At 30.1% G+C, this 26,750-nt stretch carries 25 protein-coding genes; 18 read left to right on the plus strand and 7 right to left on the minus strand.

The window, feature by feature from the left end:
* Nucleotides 1-25 precede the first annotated feature (25 nt).
* The 5 genes from DMR38_RS07765 to DMR38_RS07785 all read left to right on the plus strand — a co-directional run bounded on the left by DMR38_RS07765 (nt 26) and on the right by DMR38_RS07785 (nt 4,993).
* Nucleotides 26-736, plus strand: coding sequence for a FadR/GntR family transcriptional regulator (locus DMR38_RS07765; protein WP_127723963.1), 711 nt, complete (start codon nt 26-28; stop codon nt 734-736).
* Between the two features lie 704 nt (nt 737-1,440).
* The gene (locus DMR38_RS07770; RefSeq protein ID WP_243124485.1) at nt 1,441-1,917 is read left to right on the plus strand and encodes a DUF6323 family protein; all 477 of its coding nucleotides are present in this window, start codon (nt 1,441-1,443) and stop codon (nt 1,915-1,917) included.
* Nucleotides 1,917-3,227: a DUF6179 domain-containing protein gene (locus DMR38_RS07775; RefSeq protein ID WP_127720745.1), complete on the plus strand. Its 1,311-nt coding sequence runs from the start codon at nt 1,917-1,919 to the stop codon at nt 3,225-3,227. The genes DMR38_RS07770 and DMR38_RS07775 overlap by 1 nt, the downstream gene beginning before the upstream one ends.
* Nucleotides 3,228-3,252: 25 nt before the next feature.
* Nucleotides 3,253-4,197 carry a YafY family protein gene (locus tag DMR38_RS07780; protein WP_127720746.1) on the plus strand — a complete coding sequence of 315 codons (945 nt, stop codon included), beginning with the start codon at nt 3,253-3,255 and terminating at the stop codon, nt 4,195-4,197.
* Nucleotides 4,198-4,270: 73 nt separating this feature from the next.
* Complete coding sequence (locus DMR38_RS07785; protein WP_127720747.1) at nt 4,271-4,993, plus strand: effector binding domain-containing protein; 723 nt, start codon at nt 4,271-4,273, stop codon at nt 4,991-4,993.
* Nucleotides 4,994-4,997: 4 nt separating this feature from the next.
* Here the strand turns inward: DMR38_RS07785 and DMR38_RS07790 are convergent, their stop codons facing one another.
* Together DMR38_RS07790 and DMR38_RS07795 are read right to left on the minus strand one after the other, a co-directional pair.
* Entirely contained in the window at nt 4,998-6,371 is a 1,374-nt protein-coding gene (locus tag DMR38_RS07790; RefSeq protein ID WP_127720748.1) for an MATE family efflux transporter, read from the minus strand.
* Between the two features lie 183 nt (nt 6,372-6,554).
* Nucleotides 6,555-8,621 carry a helix-turn-helix domain-containing protein gene (locus DMR38_RS07795; protein ID WP_127720749.1) on the minus strand — a complete coding sequence of 689 codons (2,067 nt, stop codon included), beginning with the start codon at nt 8,619-8,621 and terminating at the stop codon, nt 6,555-6,557.
* Nucleotides 8,622-8,793: 172 nt separating this feature from the next.
* Here DMR38_RS07795 and DMR38_RS07800 point away from each other — a divergent pair, with 172 nt between their 5' ends.
* Nucleotides 8,794-9,006, plus strand: coding sequence for a zinc ribbon domain-containing protein (locus tag DMR38_RS07800; protein ID WP_063554707.1), 213 nt, complete (start codon nt 8,794-8,796; stop codon nt 9,004-9,006).
* 31 nt (nt 9,007-9,037) lie between these two features.
* Nucleotides 9,038-9,559, plus strand: coding sequence for a nitroreductase (locus tag DMR38_RS07805; RefSeq protein WP_127720750.1), 522 nt, complete (start codon nt 9,038-9,040; stop codon nt 9,557-9,559).
* A gap of 460 nt (nt 9,560-10,019) precedes the next feature.
* Here DMR38_RS07805 and DMR38_RS07810 read toward each other — a convergent pair whose 3' ends face one another.
* The 4 genes from DMR38_RS07810 to DMR38_RS07825 are packed head-to-tail and all read right to left on the minus strand — an operon-like array spanning nt 10,020 to nt 13,906.
* Nucleotides 10,020-11,189: an ABC transporter permease gene (locus DMR38_RS07810; RefSeq protein ID WP_127720751.1), complete on the minus strand. Its 1,170-nt coding sequence runs from the start codon at nt 11,187-11,189 to the stop codon at nt 10,020-10,022.
* Entirely contained in the window at nt 11,189-12,343 is a 1,155-nt protein-coding gene (locus DMR38_RS07815; protein WP_243124486.1) for an ABC transporter permease, read from the minus strand. Before DMR38_RS07815 ends, DMR38_RS07810 begins: the two co-directional genes overlap by 1 nt.
* Nucleotides 12,344-12,351: 8 nt before the next feature.
* A complete protein-coding gene (locus tag DMR38_RS07820; RefSeq protein WP_127720753.1) occupies nt 12,352-13,404 on the minus strand; it encodes an efflux RND transporter periplasmic adaptor subunit in 1,053 nt (350 codons plus the stop codon).
* A 28-nt stretch (nt 13,405-13,432) separates the two neighbouring features.
* Entirely contained in the window at nt 13,433-13,906 is a 474-nt protein-coding gene (locus DMR38_RS07825; protein WP_127720754.1) for a MarR family transcriptional regulator, read from the minus strand.
* Nucleotides 13,907-14,329: 423 nt separating this feature from the next.
* Between DMR38_RS07825 and mtnK the strand changes: the two genes are divergently transcribed.
* From mtnK to DMR38_RS07860, 7 genes are all read left to right on the plus strand, one after another.
* A complete protein-coding gene (gene mtnK, locus DMR38_RS07830; RefSeq protein ID WP_127720755.1) occupies nt 14,330-15,544 on the plus strand; it encodes an S-methyl-5-thioribose kinase in 1,215 nt (404 codons plus the stop codon).
* A 12-nt stretch (nt 15,545-15,556) separates the two neighbouring features.
* Nucleotides 15,557-16,612, plus strand: a complete 1,056-nt coding sequence (gene mtnA, locus DMR38_RS07835) for an S-methyl-5-thioribose-1-phosphate isomerase (RefSeq protein ID WP_127720756.1) — start codon at nt 15,557-15,559, stop codon at nt 16,610-16,612.
* Between the two features lie 73 nt (nt 16,613-16,685).
* Nucleotides 16,686-17,348, plus strand: coding sequence for a class II aldolase/adducin family protein (locus DMR38_RS07840; protein ID WP_127720757.1), 663 nt, complete (start codon nt 16,686-16,688; stop codon nt 17,346-17,348).
* A 39-nt stretch (nt 17,349-17,387) separates the two neighbouring features.
* Entirely contained in the window at nt 17,388-18,179 is a 792-nt protein-coding gene (locus DMR38_RS07845) for a DeoR/GlpR family DNA-binding transcription regulator (RefSeq protein ID WP_127720758.1), read from the plus strand.
* 320 nt (nt 18,180-18,499) lie between these two features.
* A complete protein-coding gene (locus DMR38_RS07850) occupies nt 18,500-18,823 on the plus strand; it encodes a multidrug efflux SMR transporter (RefSeq protein WP_065079342.1) in 324 nt (107 codons plus the stop codon).
* 32 nt (nt 18,824-18,855) lie between these two features.
* Nucleotides 18,856-19,299, plus strand: a complete 444-nt coding sequence (locus DMR38_RS07855; RefSeq protein ID WP_127720759.1) for a MarR family transcriptional regulator — start codon at nt 18,856-18,858, stop codon at nt 19,297-19,299.
* Between the two features lie 228 nt (nt 19,300-19,527).
* On the plus strand, nt 19,528-20,292 hold the full coding sequence (locus DMR38_RS07860) for a MerR family transcriptional regulator (protein WP_127720760.1): 765 nt from the start codon (nt 19,528-19,530) through the stop codon (nt 20,290-20,292).
* 131 nt (nt 20,293-20,423) lie between these two features.
* On the opposite strand, the gene DMR38_RS07865 is transcribed toward DMR38_RS07860, so the two are convergent.
* Nucleotides 20,424-21,383 carry a S8 family serine peptidase gene (locus DMR38_RS07865; RefSeq protein WP_127720761.1) on the minus strand — a complete coding sequence of 320 codons (960 nt, stop codon included), beginning with the start codon at nt 21,381-21,383 and terminating at the stop codon, nt 20,424-20,426.
* A 190-nt stretch (nt 21,384-21,573) separates the two neighbouring features.
* Between DMR38_RS07865 and DMR38_RS07870 the strand changes: the two genes are divergently transcribed.
* From DMR38_RS07870 to DMR38_RS07885, 4 genes are all read left to right on the plus strand, one after another.
* Nucleotides 21,574-23,511 (plus strand): molybdopterin-dependent oxidoreductase, encoded by a 1,938-nt coding sequence (locus DMR38_RS07870; protein ID WP_127720762.1) that lies wholly within the window; start codon nt 21,574-21,576, stop codon nt 23,509-23,511.
* A 113-nt stretch (nt 23,512-23,624) separates the two neighbouring features.
* On the plus strand, nt 23,625-24,515 hold the full coding sequence (locus DMR38_RS07875) for a LysR family transcriptional regulator (protein WP_127720763.1): 891 nt from the start codon (nt 23,625-23,627) through the stop codon (nt 24,513-24,515).
* Nucleotides 24,516-24,697: 182 nt separating this feature from the next.
* The gene (gene larA, locus DMR38_RS07880) at nt 24,698-25,978 is read left to right on the plus strand and encodes a nickel-dependent lactate racemase (RefSeq protein WP_127720764.1); all 1,281 of its coding nucleotides are present in this window, start codon (nt 24,698-24,700) and stop codon (nt 25,976-25,978) included.
* Between the two features lie 35 nt (nt 25,979-26,013).
* Nucleotides 26,014-26,742, plus strand: a complete 729-nt coding sequence (locus DMR38_RS07885; RefSeq protein ID WP_127720765.1) for an MIP/aquaporin family protein — start codon at nt 26,014-26,016, stop codon at nt 26,740-26,742.
* Nucleotides 26,743-26,750 lie beyond the last annotated feature (8 nt).

Here is a 26,750-nt window from a genome sequence, read left to right on the forward strand (position 1 = left end):
AGATATAATTAATTATTATTTGGAGGTGATTGATATTTCTTTTAGACCTGTATCTAGTAAAAAACTATATTTACAAATTTATAATCAAATTCTTTCAGAAATTCAATCAGGTTCGTTTAAAGTGGGCGATAAATTACCAACTGAAAGAGAATTATGTGCACAGTTCCAAGTGAGTCGCGCGCCTATTAGACAAGCACTTAGTGCATTGGAATTAAATGGAATTATATATTCCCGTCAGGGAGAGGGAGTTTATGTTAAAAGTATTCAATTATTAAATGATGATTCTAAATCGAAGGCATTAGTGGAAGCTGCATCACCTGAAGACATTGTAGAAGCAAGAATGTCTATAGAGCCGTTTGTTGCAAAATATGCTGCTATGAGAGCTACAGATGAAGATATTAAAAAGATAGATCTGACTTTAGGTAAAATGGAAAAGGAAACAGCTGAAGGCATATTTTTGTCAGAAACAGATGATGAATTGCATAATGACATAGCAAGAGCTTCTCATAATGATCTATTTATAAAATTTATGATGGATATAAGTGTTTCAAAACAGCAGCAGGGTTTGTGGAAATTTATTCAAGATAAAACGTTTAATCGTCCTGAATATAGAGATGCTAATTTTAATGAGCATAAATCTATTATAGAGTCGATTAGAGATCATAATGCCAAAGAAGCTATGAAGAGAATGAATAATCATATGAAGAATTTGTATGATAGGTATTGGAGAGAGTAAAATCGATATTTATATAATTTAAAGGCAGCTAATAAGAAGCTGTCTTAATTTATTCCCAATTTTCACATTTGAGTTTTCTGTTTAGAATAAATTTTCAAAAAAATCTATAAATTTTTAAAATTTATATTGATAAGTACTTAGGTTGGTGCTAGAAGGTGGATTTGTAGAATAATGCTTTCCTGGGGAATTGTTTCTTCCTTGATGATTTTTGTTAAAACACCTGTACAATTTTATATAGTACGATTTGCTTTAGGCATGGTCTTTCTGGATGGCAGTGGCTAATAAAAGTTACAACAGAAGAAAAGCTTAAGAAAGAGGAAACAAAACGATATACTTTTTTACAGGCATTAGGTGACCGTGACGTCTTGGTGTTATCCCTAGGATATTTTTGCTGAATTTTTGAACCATATGCGGTAGGATATATTAAAGGAGCGACACAATCTTATAATGCTAGTATGTGGCTTTTGGCAATTAGTGCTTTTATAGTTACCTTTATGATAAAGCAGTCAGGAAAAGCACAGGATGAAAAAGATATAGTGTAATATGTCTGTATATAAAAATTTATAAAGTATAAATTACTTATTTGAAAATAAATAGTAATATGTTATAATAATCATTGACTAGTAAAATAAAAATATCCAATATTACTATATCATAAAATGAATTTTATGTCAAGCACTTTATTTCTATTTCTAGGAGGGAAAATGATGAATTTACCTGAAATATTTAATTCACTTAGTAAGTTACAGGAATCAAACAGTATAAATGAAATTTCTAAATTAAATGATGACCTTAAAACACACAATCTTGCTCTTAGTGCTAAAGATGCAAAAGATATAATAAAGACCAGAAAAAGTGTATTAAAAGCTCAAGGAAGGATTGAGTTAAATTTAGATGTGATGAAATCTATTATAAAGGAGCTTGGAAAATCTTCTTATGTAAATCAGGACAATTTAGTTGAAACGATTAGTGATATGTATGAAGTATTTCATTATGTGAAAAATTCTACGTCAGATTTTTTATGTGATGATGAAATATTAAAAACTATAATGTTTTTTTACAATACAGTTTATGGGGGTTCAATGGAACTTATAAAAGGCAAAGGTATTTCTAAAATTGTAGATAATTTTAGAAATGGTAAAGATATTGATGACATAAAGAAAGAGGAGGGCAATGAATAGTGAAAGAATTTATTAAAAGTAGAAACACAGATGCACTATATATTTTCCAAAATCTAATAGTAAGATACACAAAAGGTAAAAGCGGTTCCATAAAAGAGGATACAGCAGTTCGTATTTTGAATTCAATTTACTATGCAATAAATGCCTACATTAAAGGTTCGACAAATTCCAGTAAAGGATTTTCTTTGATGGTTCAAGATGATATAGTTAAAATGTATGAAAGTGGACTTGAAATCCTTAAAAAATCTGTGTTAGAGTGCAAAGAACTTTATGGAGAAGTAAAAGAAAACAAACTTCATATTCCAAATGAAATATATAACTATACGATAGATACTGCGTTGACTTGCTTCTTTGAAAGCTATGATATAATTTTTGCAGCACAGGATGTAACATGTACTATGGATTATCCCCTTGTATTTGATAATATGAATATAAAAGGCATTTATTATATAAAACAATATCTTGAAAAATTGAAGATTGAAACTGAATTTTGTAATTTTTTTATGCAGAAAGATATTAGAAAATTACTTAGAGATTATGGTAAAAAGTATAAAATAAATATTATAAAAGCCCCAATAAATGTCTTTGAAATACTTATTAATCAGTCTGTTTTTGTAGTTTTATCAGAAAGTAGTAAAGAAAAACTTACAATATCAATGGATGAATTTAAAAGAATAAGTGAAAGGCTTTTAGGAAAAAGCAAAGAGGAGATATCTTTAATTGTAAACAGAGCTTTTAGTAAAATTATTTCTAAGTTTAATATTAAGAACTTGAAACTTATAGTCTATATAAAAAAGTATGAGAATTCATTTAAAACTAGGTTTTTGATTTCCTGCAGTAGCGGTAATCTTTATAATATGGTTGTTATAGATAAAGAAGATAATGAAGAAAATTATGTTGCCTTTAAAAAAGGCAGGAAAATGGATAACTATGCATTTAGTTGTGTTGTGGATGAGATTACAAAATGCGAAAATGTTAAAGACAAGCTTGAAATTATAAGTGAAAATGTACATTCTCTTGAAGATTACATGGATATTTTGAATTTGGAGTGTTTATTTGGTGATGAATATAAAGAGGCGTTTCAATCACTGGATGATATGTCTCTTGCTGTACTTGGTAAAAATGTATTTTATGATGATTTGAGGTGTAATTCTTTTAGTATCTCTACAGAAAGGCTGCTTTTATATAATGATACTTTGGAATATGAATGGCAGAAGTATTACATTGATTTTTTACTAGAACTAAAAGAAGAAAGAATAAAAGTCATAGAAAAGACAATTATGGATATTGATGCGGAAGAAGAACTGTAATTAAAATGTATGGAGGATTTTAGTTTTGAAAATAAATAGGCTTATTGCAATTGTTGTCATGCTTTTAAATAGAAAGAAAATATCTGCAGGAGAGTTGGCTGAAAAATTTGAGGTCTCTGTAAGAACCATCTACAGGGATATTGAAGCAATTAACATGTCTGGGATTCCAATAGCATCTCAGTCCGGAAATAATGGGGGCTTTTATATTGTGGATAATTATAAAATCAACCATCAGTTTTTAACATTGGATGACATGATTTCCATAGTAGAAGCTTTGAGAAACATAAATGAAGTTTTAAATGATAAAAACGTGGATTTAGCTATTGAAAAAGTAAAAAATATAGTGCCGGATGAAAAAAAGAGTGATTTCAATTTGCATTTTAAACAAATATTTATAGATACTTTGCCCTGGGGCTTTAAAAAATCTAGTGAAGAAAATAAAAAATATAATATGATATATGAGGCTTTAGAGAACAAGAAGTGTATGACTTTTAACTATAGAAATGCAAAAAGTGAGTATATTTTGAGGAAGGTAGAACCTATAACTCTTGTTTTTAAAGGTTTTGGGTGGTATTTATTTTCTTTTTGCAATATAAGACAGGACTACAGGATATTTAAACTCTCTAGAATGGATACTTTGAGTGTTTTAAATGAAGATATTCATAAAGGTAGAATTCCCTATGAAAAATATTTAAGCATGAATAAAGTTGAGAAACTTCCTACAGAACTTACTCTTAAATTTTCAGAAAAAGTTAGATATAGGGTAGAAGATTCTTTTGATAAGGATGAAATCATATTTCAAGAAGATGGAAGTATCATAGTAAATACTAAATTTTTGGAGGATGAATGGATCTATTCCATGATACTTGGCTATGGGGAATATGTGGAAGTAATAAAACCTCTTCATGTAAGAGAGATTATAAAAAATAGGTGCAAAAAAATGAATGCTATTTATCAAAAACAAAATTAAACCTGACATAATGCTGTCAAAGCTTCCCTGTATAATAAAATTATCAATTAACCTATAGGGAGGAGAATATTATATGAAACAAAAATATTGTCAAAGTTGTGGAATGCCAATGAGTGAGGAACTTTATGGTACTGAAAAGAATAATAAAAAAAATCAGGAATATTGTATTTACTGTTATGAAAATGGAGATTTTAAACAACCGGATTTAACTATGGAACAGATGATTGAGGCTTCTGTACCTTTTATGGTTCAAAAGGGAATGAAGGAAAGTGAAGCAAGGGGCCTTATGGCAAACTGTCTTCCTAATTTGAAAAGGTGGAGAAAGAGCAAAATAACTTGTAAAACAGTTAAAAAGGATCAAATTATATTGGTTGGAAAAGAAATAAGGACTACTAATGAAAATGGCAAATGCAAGGCTGTAATTGAAAAACTTTGGACAGAATTTAGCCAGCAAAAGCTTGAAGATAAAATACCCAATAAGCTTAAGAATGGTGAAATCCTAGGATTATATAGTGATTATGAAAATAAAGAATTTGGACATTATTCTTATATGGTTGGACTTCAAGTAAAAGATCCAAGTAACATACCTGATGGTATGACATATAAAGTAATTCCGGCATCTAAATATTATGTGGTAACAGCAAAGGGGAAAATGCCGGAAAGCATTGGAGAAGCCTGGGGATATATATGGAATGCTGATATTGAAAGAACATATACAGGAGATTTTGAGATTTATGATGAGAGATATGATGGGAGTGAAAATTCCGAAGTGGATATATATGTGGCTGTAAAGTAAGCCATTAAAATTTTTCACTCACTCCAACTTGATCAAAATCTTCCTTTAATGCCTTATTTAAAAAGTAAAAAGAGGTTAAAACAGCGGAGGCATCAGTTATAGGATAGGCAGCCCAGGCACCTTTTATACCAAAAAGCTGAACAAGTAGTATGGCTAAAGGGATAAACACTATGATCTCTCTATATATTGAAAGTAAGAAACTTTTTTTAGCTTCACCAATTGCCTGATAATAGTTTATTACTACATAATATATTCCTGTTAAAGGAATTAGAGATATGCATAATCTGAATGCTTTAACTGTTTTATTTAAAAGGGCAGTATCGTTTAAGAAAAAGCCTATGATATAATTTGGAAATAACATAAAGATTGACCAAAGTGCAAAAGAGGTTATTAGAACTACTTTAATTGAAGTATTTAAAACCTTTTTGACTTTATCATAGTTTTCAGCACCAAAATTATAAGCAACTATAGGCTGCATTGCAGAACTTATGCCTATTATGGTTACAAATAGAAACATAGAAATTTTAGTTATTACTCCTACCATGACAATGGCAGATTCTCCGCCCTCAGTATAAAGAAGGTTGTTTAGAACTACAGTAACTAAGGCATCTTCAATTTCTATTATGAAGGTGGAGAATCCAACGGTCATTATGCCCCATATAATTTCTTTTGTAACTGAATTGTGAATGGAACTTATTGAAAATTCCATATGAAATTCCTTTATGATATTTTTAAACTTGTAAAATGCAAAGGTAAAGGCAGTTATTTGAGACAATACAGTAGCTATAGCAGCACCTTCTATTTTAAAGTGCAATTTAACTATTAATATATAGTTGATTAAAATATTTAAAGTAACACCTATTAAATTAGTATATAGGAGGGCTTTTGTCCTTTTTAGAGAAATCATAATATAACAGGCAACTACTGATAATGACTGGAAAACACCTCCTAAAAGCAGTATAGATACATATTTGTTAACTAGAGGATAAGTTAGATTGTCTGCACCTAATACATAAAAGATTGGCCTTCTAAATATAAAAATAATTAATGAAACTATTGTAAGTGATATTAGAACCAAACTAAAAGAAGTAAATACTATTTTTTTAAATTCTGAATAATTCTTTTCACCTAAACTTCTAGCGGCATAAGTGGAAGCTCCTACAGCTATCAAAAGCCCAAGGGCTACTAATAATTTTTGAATTGGAAATGCTATAGTAATAGCTGCTAGTGTAGTAACTCCTATGTAGTGCCCCACATATACCGTGTCTACAATATTGTAAAGCTCAGATACCAAAAGTGCGAACACAGAAGGTATGGCAAATTTTAAAAGTAATTTTCTTATTTTACCTTGTTTAAGAGTATTATTTTCAATTTCCATAAATTTCACCTCAATAAGTTAAGCTATTAAAAAGTAGGCTTAACTTTTTTCTATAGTTAAATTATAATGCTTTTTGGCAAAATTTACATTCACTTAAAGGTTTATAAAAGAGTACTATGTCGTTATGCTGCAAAAATAGTCACATTATTGAAATAGCATAATAACACCTGTTTTAAGGTATTATTAGACCTCTTTTATTAGAATCAATAGAGCACCATAACCATTAAGTTTAGTTCGTATGTTAAATACAGTACTTTTTTTAAAGCTTTTAAAATGTATACTTGGAAAAGAGGCTTTGTGAAGAATCTGTTTTTCCTCTTTGCTTAGTCTTTTGGGCTTCCCCATATCAAGCCAGTAGTTATATGAGGAACCGGATTTTTCGTTTATTTCATAAGTAATCATTTTTATAGATGAAGGTATGTTTACTATATTTATTGAAAGCTTTTGTACAGCAGCATTTTTGGCAGCCCTAAGTTTTGAAAAATTCTCAAAAGGAATCAGTTTATTTATATTGTCATGGTGGTTGTAGAGCAAAATTTGATACTCATTATTGGATTTTGTAACTATATATCCTTTGTCTTTAGCAACTAAAGTGTCTCCAAGTTTATTCAGCAAGTAATAGGCATAATAAGAAGGCTTTTTTATTCCCTTGTCGTTTATAAGTCCTGGGTATCCAAAAAACACTTCATTAGTTAAGTTAATCTGTTTATCTAACACATCAAAGGCTCTTAAAAAGTTTAGGGAATTTGTATTGTTTACTACATTATGTATAATATAGGGCAGCATATATGTGGTATCGTAGATAAAATCTATGCTGTCTTTTGCAAAAAATACATCTTTAATTATTTCAAGTTTATATTCTGTAGATAAAAGTTCTGTTACTTTATTTACAACAGCAGGTTTTAGAGTAGAGTCAAATTGAAATTTAAAGGAATCTAAGTTTAAACTACCTAAGTCATTAAAATAGTTTAAGAAAGACTTTATAGCTAATAAAAAGCTTGAAGTAGAAAAGCCCGTATCATTTAAGACTATAATAGGTTTTATATTAAGTGTATCTAAAAATTCAAGTACATCCCGAGCTCTATTCCAATTATAGAACTTAGACTCTGGAAATATACACATATCTTCGCTGAAAATATTTAAAAGTCTGGCATAGGTAAAACCTATTTCTTCCTGAAGAACTTCTAATATATCTTTGTTATCTTCCAGAAGAAGTTCAAAGGCATCTCCTATATTTAATATATCTTTAAAATTTTTACTGAACTTTCCAAGGTCATCTCCCATATTTATATTTATCTTTGTTATTTTATCCTCATAATTGAATCTGTCATAGTCTTCCAAATAATGTATTAGGTACTGAAGGCTTTCTCCTAGATTAAAAAATTCAATAATTTTTTGTTCCTCAAAAGTCTCATCACTCATTTTAAATTTTTTCCTATATTGAAGGGGAGTGTAGTTATATTGAATTTTAAAATGTTTGTTAAAGTACCTGGTATGAGAAAATCCTACTTCTTCTGAAATCTCAGATATAGTTTTATCTGTATCCAAAAGAAGCTTTAGGGCTTCTTCAACTCTATTTGAATTCAATAAATCTGTAAAGCTGTATCCTGTGACATCCTTTATGCCATGGGATAAGTAGTCAGTACTTAAAAATTCTTTTTTTGCAATATCCTGTAGTGTTATATTATCATTATAATTATTAAGTATGTATTTGGAAATTCTATGATATCTTTCAAGCTGTTCTTCTTTTTCCTTTAAATCTTCATTTTCATACATTAAATAATGAAAATTGTTTATGAGATGATAGAGAAGATCTATAAGAATGGTTTCTATTTCTTCATCGTAGTTATCCTGTTTTTGAATTAATTCACAGGCTATTTTAGCTAAAAAGGTTCTTAAAATATCATATTCTTCACTTTCTTGAGCCCTGTCATCTGTGGTATTGGTAAAGAAAAACATGTTTTCAATATCACTGTAGTACTTTTCAAAAAAATAAGGATCTATATGAAATACTAAGACTCTATTATGTGCATCACTGCTTACAATACTGTGAGTTTCATCTATATTTACTATTTCTATGTCTTTTTCTATGAGTTCATATTTGTCAGATTCTATAGTGATGTAAAGAGTGCCCTTTAAGACATAAAGTATTTCTATTGAATTATGCCAGTGGAGAGGATAATTCATTATATTTGCTAAATTTATTGAAACAGGTATATTTGAAGTATAATTTATATATTTTCTCCTCATATATTGAACTCCTTTCTTCTTTAGGAAAAAGAAGGACCAAGCTCTAGCAATATTTTTTAAAATTATAACCAGTATAATATATGAAAAAAGTTTTTTCAAGCAAGTGGAAATTTACTTATTAAAAAGAGTATAATTATTTTACAATCATATATAGGTTAAGAGGAGGGTTTAAATGGAAAAGAAACAATATGTCTGCCCCAAATGTGGCAGCACAGAATATGAATCAGATCAATTTCAGGCAACAGGAGGAAATTTCTCAAAGATATTTGATGTACAGAATAAGAAATTTATTACTATTAGCTGTAAAAAATGTGGGTATACAGAATTGTACAAGGCACAGTCTTCATCTGGATGGAATATTTTAGATTTTCTCATAGGAAATTAACTTATAATATATGTGAAAGGAAGATATCATTATGAATGAAGTTTTACAAAATATTTTAACAAGAAGAAGTATAAGAAAGTTCAAAGAAGAACAAATAAAAGACGAAGAATTAGAATTGATTTTAAAAGCTGGAGTGTATGCACCAAGCGGTATGAACAAACAAACTTGGCAGTTTACAGTTGTTCAAAGTAGAGAGAAAATGGAGCTGCTTGCAAAAGTAGTTAAAAAAGCATTAGGTATAGACGCTGTATATAATTTTTATGCACCTCCAACTTTAATTATGCTGTCCAATGAGAAGGAAAATGTAAATGGACTTGCTGATTGTGCTTGTGCTCTTGAAAATATATTTTTAATGGCAAATTCACTAGGGATAGGTTCCTGCTGGATCAATCAATTAAGAACTATTTGTGATGAAAAAGAAGTAAGGGAAGTACTGAGTAGTTTTGGAATACCTGAAAATCATATTGTTTGGGGAATGGCGTCAATTGGATATCCTGAAAGCGTATCAAAAGCACATGAGAGAAAAGATGGAGTTATTAAATTTGTAAAATAACATAGAGTTTCTAAATTGAAAGTTAACATATACAATAGCATATAATGACAAATTTCATCACTATAAAAACTTTTAATAAGTCTAAAGCTCGGTATTTTGAAAATCTAAGAAGCTTAGCTAAACTCGTACCTCAGACATATCTAAGCTCCTAAGATTTTCTAAAATACCTCGCTAAGACTTATGGAAAAGTTTTTAAATTTGATTTCAATTTTGTCATTATATTTTATGTATAAGTTTAAATTTCAATTAGAAATCTTGTATAGATAGTTAACTCTACAATTAAATTTATCCAAATTGCAACTTGATTTAAATGCTAAAGTTATAAATTGAATCGAGACTTGTATAAGCAACTTTGGACAATTATGGATTTAGTTTTAAATTTTATCCGATGACTATCTGCTCTAATATTTCCACTTCTCCAAGTGGCAGTAAAGAGCAGCTACGTCATGGGTAATGATTTCTAAGCTTTTTGTAGTAGTTTACTGTTTTTATATTTCATAAAACCAATTTTGAAAGAGTATAGAGCAAGTCCTACTGGTAACCAAAATGCACCAAACCTAAGCTCATTTCCCAAATAAGGAAGCATAAGATCCCAGCCTAATCCTTTTAGATTTAACATTTTTAATGCTACAGTCATATGTCTGAATGGCCATAGGCTATTAAGAATCTCTGGCATTCCACTTGGCAGTAGATAATCTGGCATTATAATACCACAGGTTAGAAATATGACTATATTTATCAAATTAAAAAATAGTACAAAATGGCCAAGGTTATCCATAAATGATGTTAAAACTAATCCCATAGCTGTAAGGTTAATAAAGAATAGAGACATTAAAACAATATATATTAATATATCACCACGAAGAGGTACACAGAATAATTTATCAACAATACATAAGCAAGTGAAAATTACTATAATACATATAGTAGAATATAGAAATAGTCTTCCTGTAAGACCAAGTACAGCTTTTACACCTTCTTTTGAACGCATTTTAATATTTGCAAATTGCTCTTTCTTCTTCATTAAAGCAGGTACTAAAAGTACTGGTACAAAAAAACCTTGATTAACTAAAGGTATCAAAGTATAAATTAAATATCTAAGATAACTACTTTGGGGCTCATACAGTACGCGTTCAACATAAGAAAAGTTTAAAGCAGTTTGCTTAGATAGGTATGGAACCATACCATTTCCTTGAAGAATGTTTATTTGAGCACCAGCATTTATCGTACCTAAAACCTGACTAGCATATGATAAAATATTTGCTAGTATGGGAAGATCAGTTCCATCTATTATCAATAAGGCATTAGGTGATTTTGCTAAACTTACATCTTTTTCAAAATGCTTAGGTATTATTATACCTCCATTTACCCTACGATCTTTTATTGCTTTTTCAAGTTCAGTATCCGAATTTGCATAATAATTAACATTTAAACCTGGGCTAATTTTAAGCTGTTGTACAATAGTTCTTGACAAATGTGAATTGTCTCTATCAACTACACCGAAGGGAAGATGCTCTATATAAGGATTAGACATGGCATAGCCAAAAATAAGTGTTGCTATAATAGTAAGTATAATAGTCTTAAGTAGAGAGCTTCTTTCTTCCTTTAATATTTTAAAAAGACTCTTCATTATGTTATCACCTCTTCATTTTGACTATTAATGATACTATTTTTCTCATTTATTCTAATATTTCTAAGCCTTTTAGCTTCTTTTATTTTATATAAAAGGAAAGTAACCATCCACATAAAAATCATAAATTTAGTAAGCCAGAATATATTAGATAAGTTATCTTGAAAACTTATGCCTATAAGTGATAAATCTCTTAGAGGTATGGCATAGTAGTAAAATGGAATATATTTAGCTATTATAGGAGCAATATCAGGCATAGCTACAGTTGGAAATGTGTATCCAACTAAAAATAAACTTATAGCTATTGGACCTGCTAAACCTACTGCATTTATCTTGTTTCCATTAAACAAGATACTTAGTAGTACTCCCACAAATGTCATTCCAATACAAAATAGAATAGTTAACATAACGCCTGCTTCAACAGAACCCCTATAAGGTAAGCCAAAATATTTGCAAAAAATTTCTAGAATAATAAAAATTGAAATTGATGCTAGAAGTCCAACCATAATACCTTTAAGCCACATCTTTTTATAGCTATTACCTTTGTTTATTAATAAAATTACAACTATAATCATTCCAACCTGAATAGTATTGATTGAAAATCCTGAAATAAAAAAATTGAACATATTTTGAGTAGGATTTCCTATAAGCCTATAATTGAAACTTATTGGATTGATATAATTTGCAGCTGCTTTTGGCATTAATCCAAGCTTTCCCTCTGCTACATTTATTAAATATGACGATTTAATGGTGCCTAGAATTTGTGCAATTTTTGTTTTACTAGAAGAAGTCATGGCCATTTGTGTCCCATCATAAACAACCATAATTTTGGGATTCTTCCCGTCAGTTAGATCCTTTGAAAAATTTTTAGGAATAATAAATCCTACAGCTACGTCTTGTTTGTCTATTAAATCTTTAACATCATTATCAATCTGACTATATGCAACTATATTAAATGTTGAATTTGTCCGTATTTCCCTAACAAAAGATTGGGATGATAAAGAGTTATCATGATTTACAATAATAGTTGGAATTTGGCTAAGCGAATGAGCACTAAATTCAAGTGCTAAAACAATGGCCCCTCCAATGCCAATTATAAAAAGCATTAAGATAGGAGTTATCACATACTTAAATCTTGATATTTTTTCTTTCATAATAATCATCACTTCTTTCCAAAATCAACAAAGGTTGTCATTCCAGCATGAAGTGGTTTATTCATATCAATTAATTCAACTTTAACTCCATAGGATAATATATCAAACTCCCCGTTATCATTTGTTGCCCTTTTAACTGCAAAATCAGCATCCTTATTAATTCTAACTATTTTACCTTTAAATTTTTGATTAGGATAAGCAGAAATTTTCACAGGCACTTCTTCATTTAATTTCACTTTTGAAAGATCTGTTTCTTTTATATTACATTCAACCCAGGGTGCAGTTGTATTTGTCATTACTAGAAGAGGCATTCCTGTAGATACTAGTTCACCAACCTCTACATTTAATTGATTTACAATTCCATCTGATGGTGCTGTTATTGTTGTATCAGCTATGTAACTTTGTACTTCATCTTGCCCACCTTCAGCTTGTTTAATTTGAGCTTGATATCCCTGTATTGTTGCATCTGCTTGATTTACTTGTGCCTGTAATGCTGCTATATCTTCAGGTCTTGCTCCATCTTTGACAACATTATATTGATTTTGTGCTACATCCATAGATGTTTGAGCCTTATCTAAATCTTCTTTAGCTGCATAGCCTTTACTATATAATGCATTTATCCTATCGTATGTAGATTTTGCTAAATCATATTGAGATTTAGCTTCATCAATTTCCTCCGGTCTTGCTCCATTTTGAGCCTTCTGAAGCTGTGCTTGTGCTGATGATTTTGCTGCTTGTGCTGCTTTCATTTGTTCAGTAGCTGCATCGATTTGAGCTTTTGATTGAGCTTCCTTTGCAACTAGCGAACTATTGTCTATAGTTATTAAAACTTGTCCATTTTTTATGGTGTCACCCTCAGCTACTTTTATAGCTGTTATTTTTCCTGCAGCTTTAGAATTTATATTTATTTCTTTAGTTTCTATGTCTCCTTGAACAATTAAGTGGTCGCTTTGTTGTTTTACTATTTTATCTCCTGTTAAAGCAACATTCTTAGTACAACCTGCAAACAAACCTGTTGTAATTGTTAGAGCTAATAATAATGCGATTTTTCTCCTTTTCATGGGAATCCTCCTAAATCAAATAATATGTTTACTTATAAGATGTTAAACGCTGTCTGATTTTTACAAGTGATTCGTATAGAATTTGCATTTGTTCTTCTGGTAAAACACCAAATAAAGAAGCTATAAAACTTTCTTTATCTGGTAATATATCAACTAAAATATCTTTACCTTCCTCTGTTATAACTACTTTTGTATACCTCCTATCATTTTTATTTTCCTGACGCATAACAATTCCTTTTGATGTCATTCTATCAATTAAAGTTGTTACACTAGGCTTTTTTACTCCTAATTTTTTACTAAGAGTAGAGGAAGTAGTTCCTTCATCACCGCATAAATATAGGTAATATAGAACTTTGAATTGTACTTGTGTTAGTTTAAATCTTTTATAACATTCTTCACTAAATCTATCTATTATTTCTGATACTTTAACTATCTCATTAGCTACCTCAAAAGTTAATTCCATTGGATTAATCTTAATCAAATCAGTATCTTTTTTGTTCATAAACAACACTCCTAAAATAGTTTTTTATATTATTCTGCTAACACTATTAACTTAATATACTAATAGTTAGCATAAGTAATAGTTAACATAAATAATAGTTAGTATAGTTAATAATTAACCATACTAACTATTATACACATTATTATATTAGTTTCAATATCAATAATTGAAAATTATTATTAATAATTTGTAACATTTAGTTTTAGTTCAGCAAGATGTGTGTTACCTGGAAAATTTTATATTTCAAGTTTGTTATTTTAAACAACTTTACATGTAAAAAATGTTATTTAATAACAAAAATGTATTAAAAATGTTACACAAGTGGAATATTTATATTGAAAATATCATACAAATACTTACATAAAAGTAAAGTGATTATTTAACAATTTTAAAGCTATGACATGTTTGTGGAGGTGTGTTCATATGTCAAAATATAAAGCAATGACTAATGAAACTGCAGCAGCATATGTAAAAAAATTAGATTTAGGGATTTTTGACAAAGATGCTCATTTAACAGCTAAGGAAATAGGAGACGGAAATTTAAACTTAGTGTTTAGAGTAAAAGACAGTATTAGCGGAAAATCCGTAATTATGAAACAAGCTCTTCCTTATTTAAGAGTAGCAGGAGAAGGGTGGAAGCTAACTTTAGATAGAAATAGAATAGAAGCGGAAGCTATGATTGAGCAGAATAAAGCGTGTCCTAATTCTGTACCAAAGGTATATTATCATGATGATACTTATGCATTATCCATAATAGAAGATTTAGGAGATATGGACATGTTTAGAGAAGGTCTTATGAATATGAAAAGGTATATTGAATTTCCTAAACAAGTTGGTGAATTTTTAGCTAAAAACTTATTTTATACTTCAGATTTTGGAATGGGACCAATAAAAAAGAAGGAGCAATTGTCAAAATTTATTAGTCCAGAATTATGTGATATAACAGAAAGGTTAGTACTTACAGATCCATATATGGATGCCAGATCAAATGATATAAATCCATATATAATGAAAGATGCAAAAAAAATATGGAAGAGAAAGGATATAGCGTTAGAAACTACAAAATTAAAAAATATTTTTATGACTAAGGCAGAAGCACTTTTACATGGAGATTTGCATACAGGTTCTATTTTTATAACAGAAAAAAGCATGAGAATATTTGATACGGAATTTGCTTTTTATGGACCTTATGGATATGATATTGGACTTCTTTTTGCAAACTTTATATTAAACTATGTGTCCTGGGAAGGAAGAGGTGATAAAACTAAACTGGAAATAGAGGATTATAGAAAGTATTTATTGGATTCTATTGAGGAAATATGGGTAGAATTTCAAAAGAATTTCAAAGAAATTTGGGATAAGGACTCTGAGGAGATAAGTACTAAAGTCCCAGGATATAAGGAGTATTATATAAATAATTTATTACACGAAACTATTGGTTTTGCTTCTTGTGAAATAATGAGAAGAATTTTGGGTATGGCTCATGTTCCTGATCTTGACTCTATAAGGGACCTAAAGGAAAGAGCAAAGGCACAGAGATTGGGTTTGGCTGTAGGAGAGAAAATGATTTTAAAGAGAAATGAAATTGATAATATAAAAGGTTTAACAAATCTTATAAAACAGATAAATAACAAATAGGGAGTGAATAAAATGAAAGGATTACTTGCAATTAAGTGGGATGATTCAAGAGATAAACTTGTACTTTTAGATCAAACTAAATTACCTAATGAAATAGAGTATATAGAATATGATACTGTTCGTGGAGTTTGGAATGCAATACATGACATGATAGTGAGGGGGGCTCCAGCTATAGGCGTTACGGCAGCATATGGATTGTATTTTGGGATTAAGAATGTGTCTGAAGATAATTTCCCCAATTTTCAAAGAGTTATGAAAGAACAAAGCAATTATTTAAATACCAGTAGACCTACCGCAGTTAACTTATCCTGGGCATTAAAAGTTATGGAGAAAAAAGCGGAAGAAAATAAGGATAAGCCTATAAAGGTTATAAAAAATATATTAAGGGAAGAAGCAAAGAGAATACATGAAGAGGATATAGCCATATGTAGAAAGATAGGAGAAAACTTAATTACTTTCTTAAAGGATGGTATGGGAATACTAACTCATTGTAATGCAGGTCAGTTGGCTACTTCTAAATATGGTACAGCAACTTCCCCAATGTATCTTGCCAAGGAAAAAGGGTGGCATTTGAAGATATATTCTGATGAAACAAGGCCAAGACTTCAAGGGTCAACTCTTACAGCATTGGAATTATATGAAGCAGGAATAGATGTAACTACAATAACAGATAATATGGCGGCTGTAGTTATGTCTCAAGGTAAAATAGATGCAGTAATAGTAGGCTGTGACAGAATTGCAGCTAACGGAGATACTGCCAATAAGATAGGCACTATGGGAGTATCTATTTTGGCAAAATATTTTAAAATACCAATGTACATTGCAGCACCTACTCCAAGCATTGATTTAAATACTAAAACAGGTAAGGAAATACCTATTGAAGAAAGAGATTCTAAAGAAGTTACGTGCAGATTTGGAGTTTGGACTGCACCTAAAGGTGTAAAAGTTTACAACCCTAGCTTTGATGTAACTCCACATGAAAATATAACAGCTATAGTAACGGAAAAGGGAGTAGTTTATCCTCCTTATGAAGAAAATTTAAATAAAATTTTAAAGTATAGAAAATAGATGTAGGAGGGAATTGTTTATGGGGAAACCACTTTGATTTTAAAAACAAAAACTAGTAAAGAAAGGTGAGAGAATGGACAGAGAAACCTATTTAAGAGCACAAATAGTGGAAACAGGAAAAAGGCTGCAGCAGAGATTTTTTGTAGCATCAAATGATGGTAATATCAGTGTGAAATTAGAAGATAATATAATACTTATAACGCCAACTGGAGTGAATAAAGGAGAAGTTTGTTCAGATCAAATTGTGAAAGTGGATTTAGATGGAAATGTAATTGAAGGTCATATGAAAGTAACTTCAGAAATAAAAATGCATTTGATTGTATATAAAATGAGGAATGATATAAAAGCCGTTGTACATGCGCATCCACCAGCAGCTACAGCTTTTGCAGTTTCTGGTGAAAAATTAGATGAACCTACAATTCTTCCTGAAGCAATTTTTAGTTTGGGAAAGGTAGGGTATTGTGATTATGGGACTCCTTCTACTTGCGAAGTGTCACAATCAGTAGAAAAGGAGATACCTTACAGTGATGCCCTTCTTTTAGCAAATCACGGAGCCCTAACTGTAGGAAAAGATGTTATGGATGCCTATTATAAAATGGAAAATTTGGAAATGGTATCAAAAATAACATTGTATACAAAAATTATTGGAAATGTGAGAACTTTAAACAAGGAACAAATAGAAAAATTAAATAGAGTGAAAAAAGAAAAAGGTTGGGGTAATGTAAAGCATATTTAATTGAGAAAGTCATTATCAATGAATAGATAGGTGGTAAATATGAAGTTAAAGCCTGCTATTAGAAAAAAGGTAATATTAAAAGAAATAGAAAAAAATAAAGAAGTCAGCATTTTGGAATTAAGTAAAGCACTAGATGTTTCGGAAATGACTATTAGAAGAGATTTAAAAAAATTAGAAGGCTCTGGTAAACTTCTGAGAACATATAAAGGGGCTGTTCCAGTAGTCTCTATAAATGATAATAATTTAGATGATGCATTGAAAGCTAGAATGATGAAAAACAGAGAAGAAAAATGTATAATAGCTAAATATGCAAATGAACTTGTGGATAATGAGGATGTTATTATGATAGATGCCAGTACAACAGCTTTGGCATTATGCAAATATATAAGAAATAAAAAAATTATTGTGGTTACTAATTCTATTAGTGTAGTAACAGCTCTTGCTAATTATCAGAATGTAACTGTAATTGTAGTATCGGGAATACTTAGAAATGAATCATTATCCTTAGTAGGCACAGATACTGTAAAAGGTTTCAAGAAGTTTAATATTAAAAAGTGTTTTATATCTGCTAAGGCGTTGTCCTTTGAATATGGATTGACAGATATAAATATATTTGAAATAGAAACGAAAAAAGCAGCTATGGCTGTTAGTAAAGAAGTAATAGTATTAGTTGATCATAGCAAACTTAATAATGTTTCTTTATTAAAGGTATGTGATTATAAAGATATGAACAAAATTATTGTTGATGGTATGGAAGAATTCACGGATAGACAATTTGAATTATTAAAGCAGTATAGGGAAAATAATGTTGAAGTTATAGTAGCTAAATAAGAAGGGGATTAGTGACCAGATCAGGAGGGGGCTTCAGATATTTTAAATATGTTTAAGGATGCTATAGGTGCTGTTGAGAAAAGGGAAAAATCTGCTTGTTTTGGTGAAAAGAGCATAGGAGTAGAAGACCCCCAACAGTTATAGGATGTCCTGTATCACAGGCTATTTTACAAAATGTATCCATAGGATCATTATTGTATAGTTTCGTTTTGTTTCCAGTAAAATTATTTGTAATTGAACAAAAATAGCTTTTAGCTTATAATAATATTAGTCCATAAATAGACTAATATTATTATAAACAGTGAAAGAAGGTTTTATTGTTGGAATGGATCTACCTAATTGGAGCTATTATACTTGAAACGATAGGAACAACTTGTATGAAGATGTCTGATGGATTTACAAAATTACTGCCAGCTTTAGGGACAATTTTGACGTATGGCTTGTGCTTTGTACTTTTTTCAATATCATTAAAAAAGATACCTGTGAGTGTGGCATATGCTATATGGGCAGCTGCGGGAACTACTATTATATCAGTAATAGGAATTTTTATTTTTAAAGAAAATATAAGCATTTTAAAAGTTTTGTCTATATTTTTTATTATATTAGGAGTTGTAGGATTAAATCTTAGCGGTGTTAGTCACTAATTTTGTTACTATTAGAAAAGAGTGTATGAAATATGAATGAAAAAAATGAAGTTAATGAGCTATTAAGTACTTATTATGAATCCTGGTTTAAAATTAATGAAATTTATCGTATCTGGTCAAAAAAACATGGTATTCAGGATACGGTTTTGTTTATTTTATATGTAATAGAAGGTTCTCCTTGCTGCAGTCAAAATGAAATTTGTGATAAATTATGCTTGCCCAAACAGACAGTTTCTTTAATATTATCCCGCCTTGAGAAAAAAGGGTATATTTCTAGAAAATTAGATTCTGAAGACCGGAGAAATAAAGTAGTAAACTTTACAGAACAGGGAAGTAAATATGCAAAAGGAATATTAGAACAGTTAAAAGCATCGGAGGTAGAAGCTCTCAGCAATATGTCTAAAGAGCAAAGAAGGACTATGGTGGAAAGTTTCTGCTTATTATCTGATTTATTAGCTAAAAGTCTTTCTAAATAGTATCTAACCTATATGTGAATATTTAATTAAAAGAACATTCACAAAATATTGCAGTAACCAGAACTACCAGTAACTTTTCTGAAATAAGGAGCATGAATGTTGGGGAAGGAAGATTTATAGCTGATCTTGATGTGGATTATAATAAAAAATCTCTGTATTTTACAGAGATTATTTATTGACATTGACGCAGCGTATAAGTTTATAGTTAAATTGTCAGGAGGTAAGAGCATGGAATATACAGTGCATGAGTTAGCTGATATAGCAGGTGTCAGTGCACGGACACTCAGATATTATGATGAAATTGGAATTTTAAAGCCGGCAAAAATCAATTCATCAGGATATCGCATTTATGGCCAAAATGAAGTAGATCGGCTTCAGCTAATACTCTTTTATAGGGAGTTTGGCATAAAGCTTGAAAATATCAGAGAGATCATAACCTCTCCTGATTTTGACAGGGTTAAAGCACTGAGAGAACATCGCAAAAAGCTTCTTGAAAAAAGAATGGAACTGGATTTATTGATTTCTAATGTTGAAAATACAATTAAATCCATGGAAGGGAGAATTGTAATGAGTGATACAGAAAAATTTGAAGGATTCAAGAAAAAACTTATTGATGACAATGAAAGAAAATATGGAGAAGAAATTAGGAAAAAATACGGAGATGAAATTGTAGATAAAACAAATAGCAATCTTAAAAACATGACACCTGAGGAATATGAGGAGGTAGCTGGACTTGAAAATGAAATACTTGAAACACTAAGTAAAGCCTATAAAACAGGTAATCCTGCAGGTGAACTGGCTCAAAGGGCTGCTTCCCTCCATGCAAAGTGGATAAGTCTTTATTGGGGAAATTACAATAAAGAAGCTCACGCAGGTCTTGCTAAAATGTATGTAGAGGATGAAAGATTTAAAGCGTATTATGACAAAAAGCAACCAGGAACAGCAGAATTTTTAAGAGATGCAGTTTTAGTTTATACTGGAATGAAAAAATAATAGCAATTTAAGCCGCTATGATTAATACTTATAGCGGCTTTTCCATGTCTTAATTTATATTTGATATAAATTAGAACAATAGTATAAATAGAAAAATAATTTATGTTTTTTAAATTTCAATATATAAAAAATTAGTAATTCTTTTTAATATATGCAGCAGCTTTTCCTATATCTATAACATTAGAACACTCGAAAGTTTTTAATCTAAAAGGATCTTTAAAAGTAGTTTTATAACTTGTTTTTTTCAAAATTTGCCTATATTGATCCGGAGTAAGTTTATTATTTATACTTTTTAGTATAGCTATAAAGCCTGCTGTAACTGGTGAAGTTGATGAAACCGAATAATATGGAATATCATTTCCAGAAGCATTAGAAACATTATTTTTTAATTTCTGATATGCAGTGTAAGTATCTATTAGGAGATCACCATAGTCATAAGGAAATATACTAAAATCTGGTTTTCGCTGACCTTTCTCTGTAAATTTAGGATCAGACATTACTTCTGGCCAAATATTATTAGGATTATCATAATGTATAAAAGTAGTTACAATATTATTTTTTACTGCCTTATTTACAGCAGCATCAAATCTTTTACGATTTTTATCTGATACAGGTGCTTGGGAATAAGTTAAAATATCTATGTGATTTTTTATCGCCCAATCTATTGCCTTTATCATAGCAGTAACTCTTTTATCTTCATTCATGCTTGCTGCAGTATTTAATGCATATACCTGACATTCTGGAGCAATTTCTTTTAAAGTGCTCGCCATCCAGTAACCATGTTCATTTGATTTATTTAAAGCATAAGGACTATTCATAAAATCAACAGCACCAGCATATAAATCTTTATGATATTCATATCCGAAACAGTGATCTAAAATGCCTACTTTAATTCCCTTTCCTTTGCTTATGCTCTGAGCTTGTTTTACATTGTGTATTGTAAAATAATTATCTCTTGAATTTGCATTTGTAAAATGAATATTCCATGGCTGATTGTGCAATTTTGATAGCAAAAGCACATTGAGTGTTATAGAAACTATGATAATAAATATGCTTATAGTTATTAAAATTTTTTTAGGTTTACTTTTCATGCTTTAACGCCTCCATATCATAAGTAAAATTAATTTTAAAAGTCAATTACAATTGTAATCCTATTTTTTTAAGAAAGCAATATAGTTTTAAAATATTGAGGCTTGTACTTAATGAATTAAAAAGATATAATGGAGAAAATTTTAAAATAATTGGTGTAAAATTAGATGTTTTAAGTGAGGCGTATAGATTATGAAAAGTCATGGATGTCCCCTGGACTGCTTTGGGTGCTGTAAATTAAATGTATATGTGGAAGATAATAAAGTAGTTAAAATAGAGGGAGATAAAAAACATCCTTATACAAAGGGTATAGTATGTGAAAAAGCAAAAAATCATTTGAAGAGGTTAAATGCTAGGGATAGATTGCATTTGCCTATGAAAAAACAAAATGGTAAATGGGTAAATATAACTTTTGAAGAAGCCATAAATATAATTTCAGATAAATTGAGATATTACAAGAAAAAATATTCTCCAAGTTCTGTAATTCATTATGGTTCATCTGGAACAGGAACTGTATTAAAAGGCATAGAAGATATATTTTTTAATTTTTATGGAGGCATAACTAAAATAGAAAATCAAATATGCTGGAGTGCAGGTAATAAGGCACAAAAATATGATTTTGGAGATAATAAATCAAACTCCATAAAAGACATATTGAATGCAAAAAATATAATACTGTGGAGCAAAAATCCAGCAAATTCTCATATTCAATTGATGCCATTTTTGAAAAGGGCAAGGCAAAACGGGGCAAAAATAATAGTTATAGATCCTATTTCTACTGACAGCACAAGTTTTTGTGATATTCATATAAAGATAAATCCAGCATCGGATGCTGCTATGGCCATGGCTATGGCAAAGGTAATAATAGAAGAAAATCTGCAGGATGCAGAATTTATAAAGAAAAATGTAGTAGGATTTAAGGAATATAAAACTTATTTAGATACTCTTAGTATAGAGTATCTGTCTAGAGAATGCGGCATTAACATAGACACTATAAGAGAAATTTCTCATATTTATGCTGAAGAAAAGTACAGTACTATATGTATGGGATATGGACTTCAAAGGTATAAAAATGGGGGAAATTCTGTAAGGAGCATAGATGCTCTTGCTGCTATAACAGGAAGTATAGGGAAAAAAGGTGGTGGAGTAAATTATTCAAATAAAGTGTATCCTAAAGTATTAAATTTGGACCCCTATGGCAGTTATAAATATGCATTAAAGGATAGAAACTGGAATTTTGATAAATTACTTAAATGCTCAAAAGATATTAAGGCTATATTTGTAAGTAAGGCTAATCCATTAAACCAATGGCCTGATTTAAATAATTTTATAAAGGCTTTTGAAAATATAGAGTTTAAGGTATGCATAGATATGTTTATGACCGATACGGCTAAACACTGTGATTTGATTATTCCATGTACTAATACCCTGGAAAGCGAAGACCTGTTATATTCTTCTATGAGTAATCCCTACATAATATATAATGAAAAGTGTGTGGAACCAAGGCATGAATTAATGGATGAATACTACTTTTTTATGGAACTTGCAAAAAACATGGGCATGAAAGAGTACCCTTATGTATCTAAAAGGGAATACTTAACCCAAGTAATAAAACCTTTAGAAAAGAAGGGAATAACTCTTGAAAAGATAAAAAATGGATATGTAACCATACAAGAAAATTCTATTGCCTGGAGTGACTTAAAATTTAAAACACCATCAAAAAAAATAGAAATATATTCTAAAGATGCTGAGAAAGATGGATTGAATCCAATACCAGTTTATGTTAATGACGAAAAAGGTGATAAATTGAGACTTTTAACTACCCATCCTAAAAAATCACTTATGTCTCAAAGTTTTAAAGATGTAGACACCATGGCTGCAGCTAATATAAGTGAAAATACAGCAGAAAAGCAGGATATACATAATGGTGATATTGTTAAATTAAGATCTTCTAGTGGAGAAATACCTGTAAAGATAAATATAACTGATAAAGTACCAGATAACCTTGTTCATATGAATGTGGGTTGGTGGGAAAAGAGTTCAAATCCAAATTTTCTAACGGAAAATCAAATTGCCGATATGGGTAAGCAGGTAGCTTATTATGATACTTTTGTAGAAATTAAAAAATAAATAGAAGAAAATTGGATAAATAGAATATATTTATTCAATTTTCTTCTATTCTTGAAATTAAAAAGCAGATATGATATATTACAAAAGATAAGGAGATGTTTTAAATAAAAGAATTGCCTAGCATTGAAGAGTTAAAGAATTTTATAATTTACGAAAGAGTGCAAAATTTTACACTTGCCGCTAATCAAGCAAATATAACCCAATCTGCATTTAGCTTTCAAATGAAAAAACTTGAAGAAACTTTGGGAGTAAAACTTATTTTACGTTCTAATCGAGGCAGTTGTTTAACACCTGAAGGTAAAATTTTTTATAAAAAAATATGTGGAATATTGCCAGAATTAGTTCAAACAATCTATGAATTTCAACAAAAAAGTAGTGAAAAAGCAATAGAACTAAAAGTAGGCGTACTTACATCACTTGGTGATATACTCATGAATCAGTATGTCACTTATTTTCAAAAAAATAAGAATATACTGATTACTGTTTACAGTATGGAGAAAAATGAACTTATACGCTCTTTAAATAGTGGTAAAATTGATATTGCATCTAGTTTTCTTTCCGATGATGAAACTCTGGAAAACTTTGAAAAAGTCCTATTTCGAAGGGATAAGATGGTGTATTATGCACCTAATATTACAGAAATATGTAATACAATCAGTATACAAGCTATTTTAAATTTTCCTTTAGTAAAATATCCACCAGATAATTTTATGAACAAAATGATTGATCAGTATTTTAACATTGCTGGTAAAGTACCGGTTGTGGCAGCACAATTGCCATCTCCCTATGCTATAATTCAATATTGCAAGAAAAATACTGCCGGAGCACTTATTGCAGAGCGTCTTCTTAATACGCTGGGTGATAGCTATAAGTATGGATACTGTAATATTGACCCATCATATACTATGAAAGCCTTCCTATTATATAAAAAAGAAAATCCAAAATACCGTGCAATAAAGCTGTTTATTGATTATGTGGTCAAATTAAATAAAAATAATAACTAATATTTATTATTTCTATTATAGCTGATATAAGACTAATTTTGTTATAAATTTTTCTTATGTCAGCTATCTTTTTATTTGGCTATACAAGCATACTTTCTTGAATTATACTAATTTCGACATACAAAAGAAGAAGCTTTTTAAAAGGATGCTTTGTAAAGTATAAAGAGAGGATGATATTAATTATGGAGTATGTTAATATAAATTTGCCTTATGATAAAAAGCAAATTATTGCAAAAGTAAATAAAAAAAACTTAGCTGGTATTTTAATTTCTAAATCAGAAAATTACAAAAATAACTTATCTGAAAAAGAAGTTGTTGAAAAATCCCTTGATAACCCTATTGGTTCACCTAAATTAGAGGAACTAGTAAAAGGAAAGAAAAATATTGTTTTGATAAGCTCAGACCATACACGTCCAGTTCCTTCAAAAATTATTACACCTATACTTCTTCGTCGTATTCGAAGTGTTGAACCTAATGCAGACATTAAAATACTTGTTGCTACAGGTTTTCATCGTCCATCCACTCACGAAGAACTTGTAAATAAATATGGTAAGGAAATTGTCGAAAATGAAAATATTGTAATGCACGTTTCAACCGATGATTCTACTATGGTAAAAATAGGTACTCTTCCGTCAGGTGGACCATGCATTATTAACAAAGTTGCTGCTGAAGCTGATTTATTAATTGCTGAAGGCTTTATTGAGTCACATTTTTTTGCTGGCTTTTCTGGAGGGCGTAAATCTGTATTACCTGGAATAGCATCTTATAAAACAATTATGGCAAATCATTGTGGTGAATTTATAGATTCAAATAAGGCACGTACTGGTAATATAAAAGGTAACCCTATTCATGAAGATATGGTATATGCAGCTAAAACAGCTGGCCTTAAGTTTATCTTAAATGTGGTTCTTGATGGTAAAAAACAAATAATAGGATCTTTTGCTGGAGACCTTGAAAAAGCTCATGAAACTGGCTGCAATTTTGTAAAGGATCTGGCACAAGTTAAAAAGATACCTTGTGATATTGCGGTATCAACAAATGGCGGTTATCCTCTTGATCAAAATATTTATCAGGCAGTAAAAGGAATGACAGCAGCAGAAGCTACAAATAAAGAAAATGGTGTTATTATAATGGTTGCCGGCTGTGTTGATGGACATGGTGGTGAAGGATTTTATAAAAGTCTTGCCAATTCAAAAACACCTGAAGAATTCTTAGAAAAAGCTATCCATACAGAACGTCAGAAAACTATTCCGGACCAGTGGACTTCTCAAATATTGGCGCGTATTCTCTCAAAGCATCATGTCATAATGGTTTCTGATCTTGTTGAGCCAAAGCTTATTAAAGACATGCATATGGAACTTGCCACAACATTTGATCAGGCACTAAAGCGTGCTTATGGAATAGAAGGAGAAAACGCTAAAGTAACAGTTATCCCAGATGGACTTTCTGTTATTGTCAAATAGAGATTGGTAACATAAAAAAGGAGTTGTCTTAAATAATGCATTATAGTTTAATTGTAAAACTGATTTGTGAAATGCTTGGCACAGCGATTTTAGTGCTATTTGGTAATGGAGCTGTTGCCAATGTAGAATTAAAAGGAACAAAAGGCTACCACAATGGCTGGATTATTATTGCCGTTGGTTATGGAATTGGTGTAATGATTCCAGCTTTAATGTTTGGGTCAATCAGTGGCAGCCATATAAATCCAGCTATGACTATAGGTTTAGCAATAAATGGACTTTTTTCTTGGTCAGAAGTCTTTCCATATGTAGTAGCTCAACTTATTGGTGCTATAATTGGTCAGGTTATTCTTTACTTTGTTTATCTTCCATTTTATAAAAAAACAGAGAATACTGAAAGCATTCTTGGTACATGCTCTACCATATCAGCTTCTGGAAGTTATATAAATGGATTTATTACGGAATTTTTTGGTACATTTTTATTAGTTCTTGGTGCAGAATTCATGCTTAATTCCACAGACTTAAAACAAACCATTGGAATAGGCTATCTTGGTCTTGGTTTTCTTGTATGTACTTTAGTTACATCCTTAGGCGGTCCAACTGGTCCTGGATTAAATCCTGCCAGAGATTTAGGACCTCGAATAGTACATTCATTATTTCCTCTTAAAAATAAAGGGAACTCTCAATGGTCATATGCTTGGATTCCTGTGGTAGCACCAATAGCTGGAAGTATTATTGCGATATTTTTATTTAAACAAATTTATTAATAAAGTTA

This window comes from Clostridium sp. AWRP (assembly GCF_004006395.2).
Lineage (GTDB): Bacteria > Bacillota > Clostridia > Clostridiales > Clostridiaceae > Clostridium_B.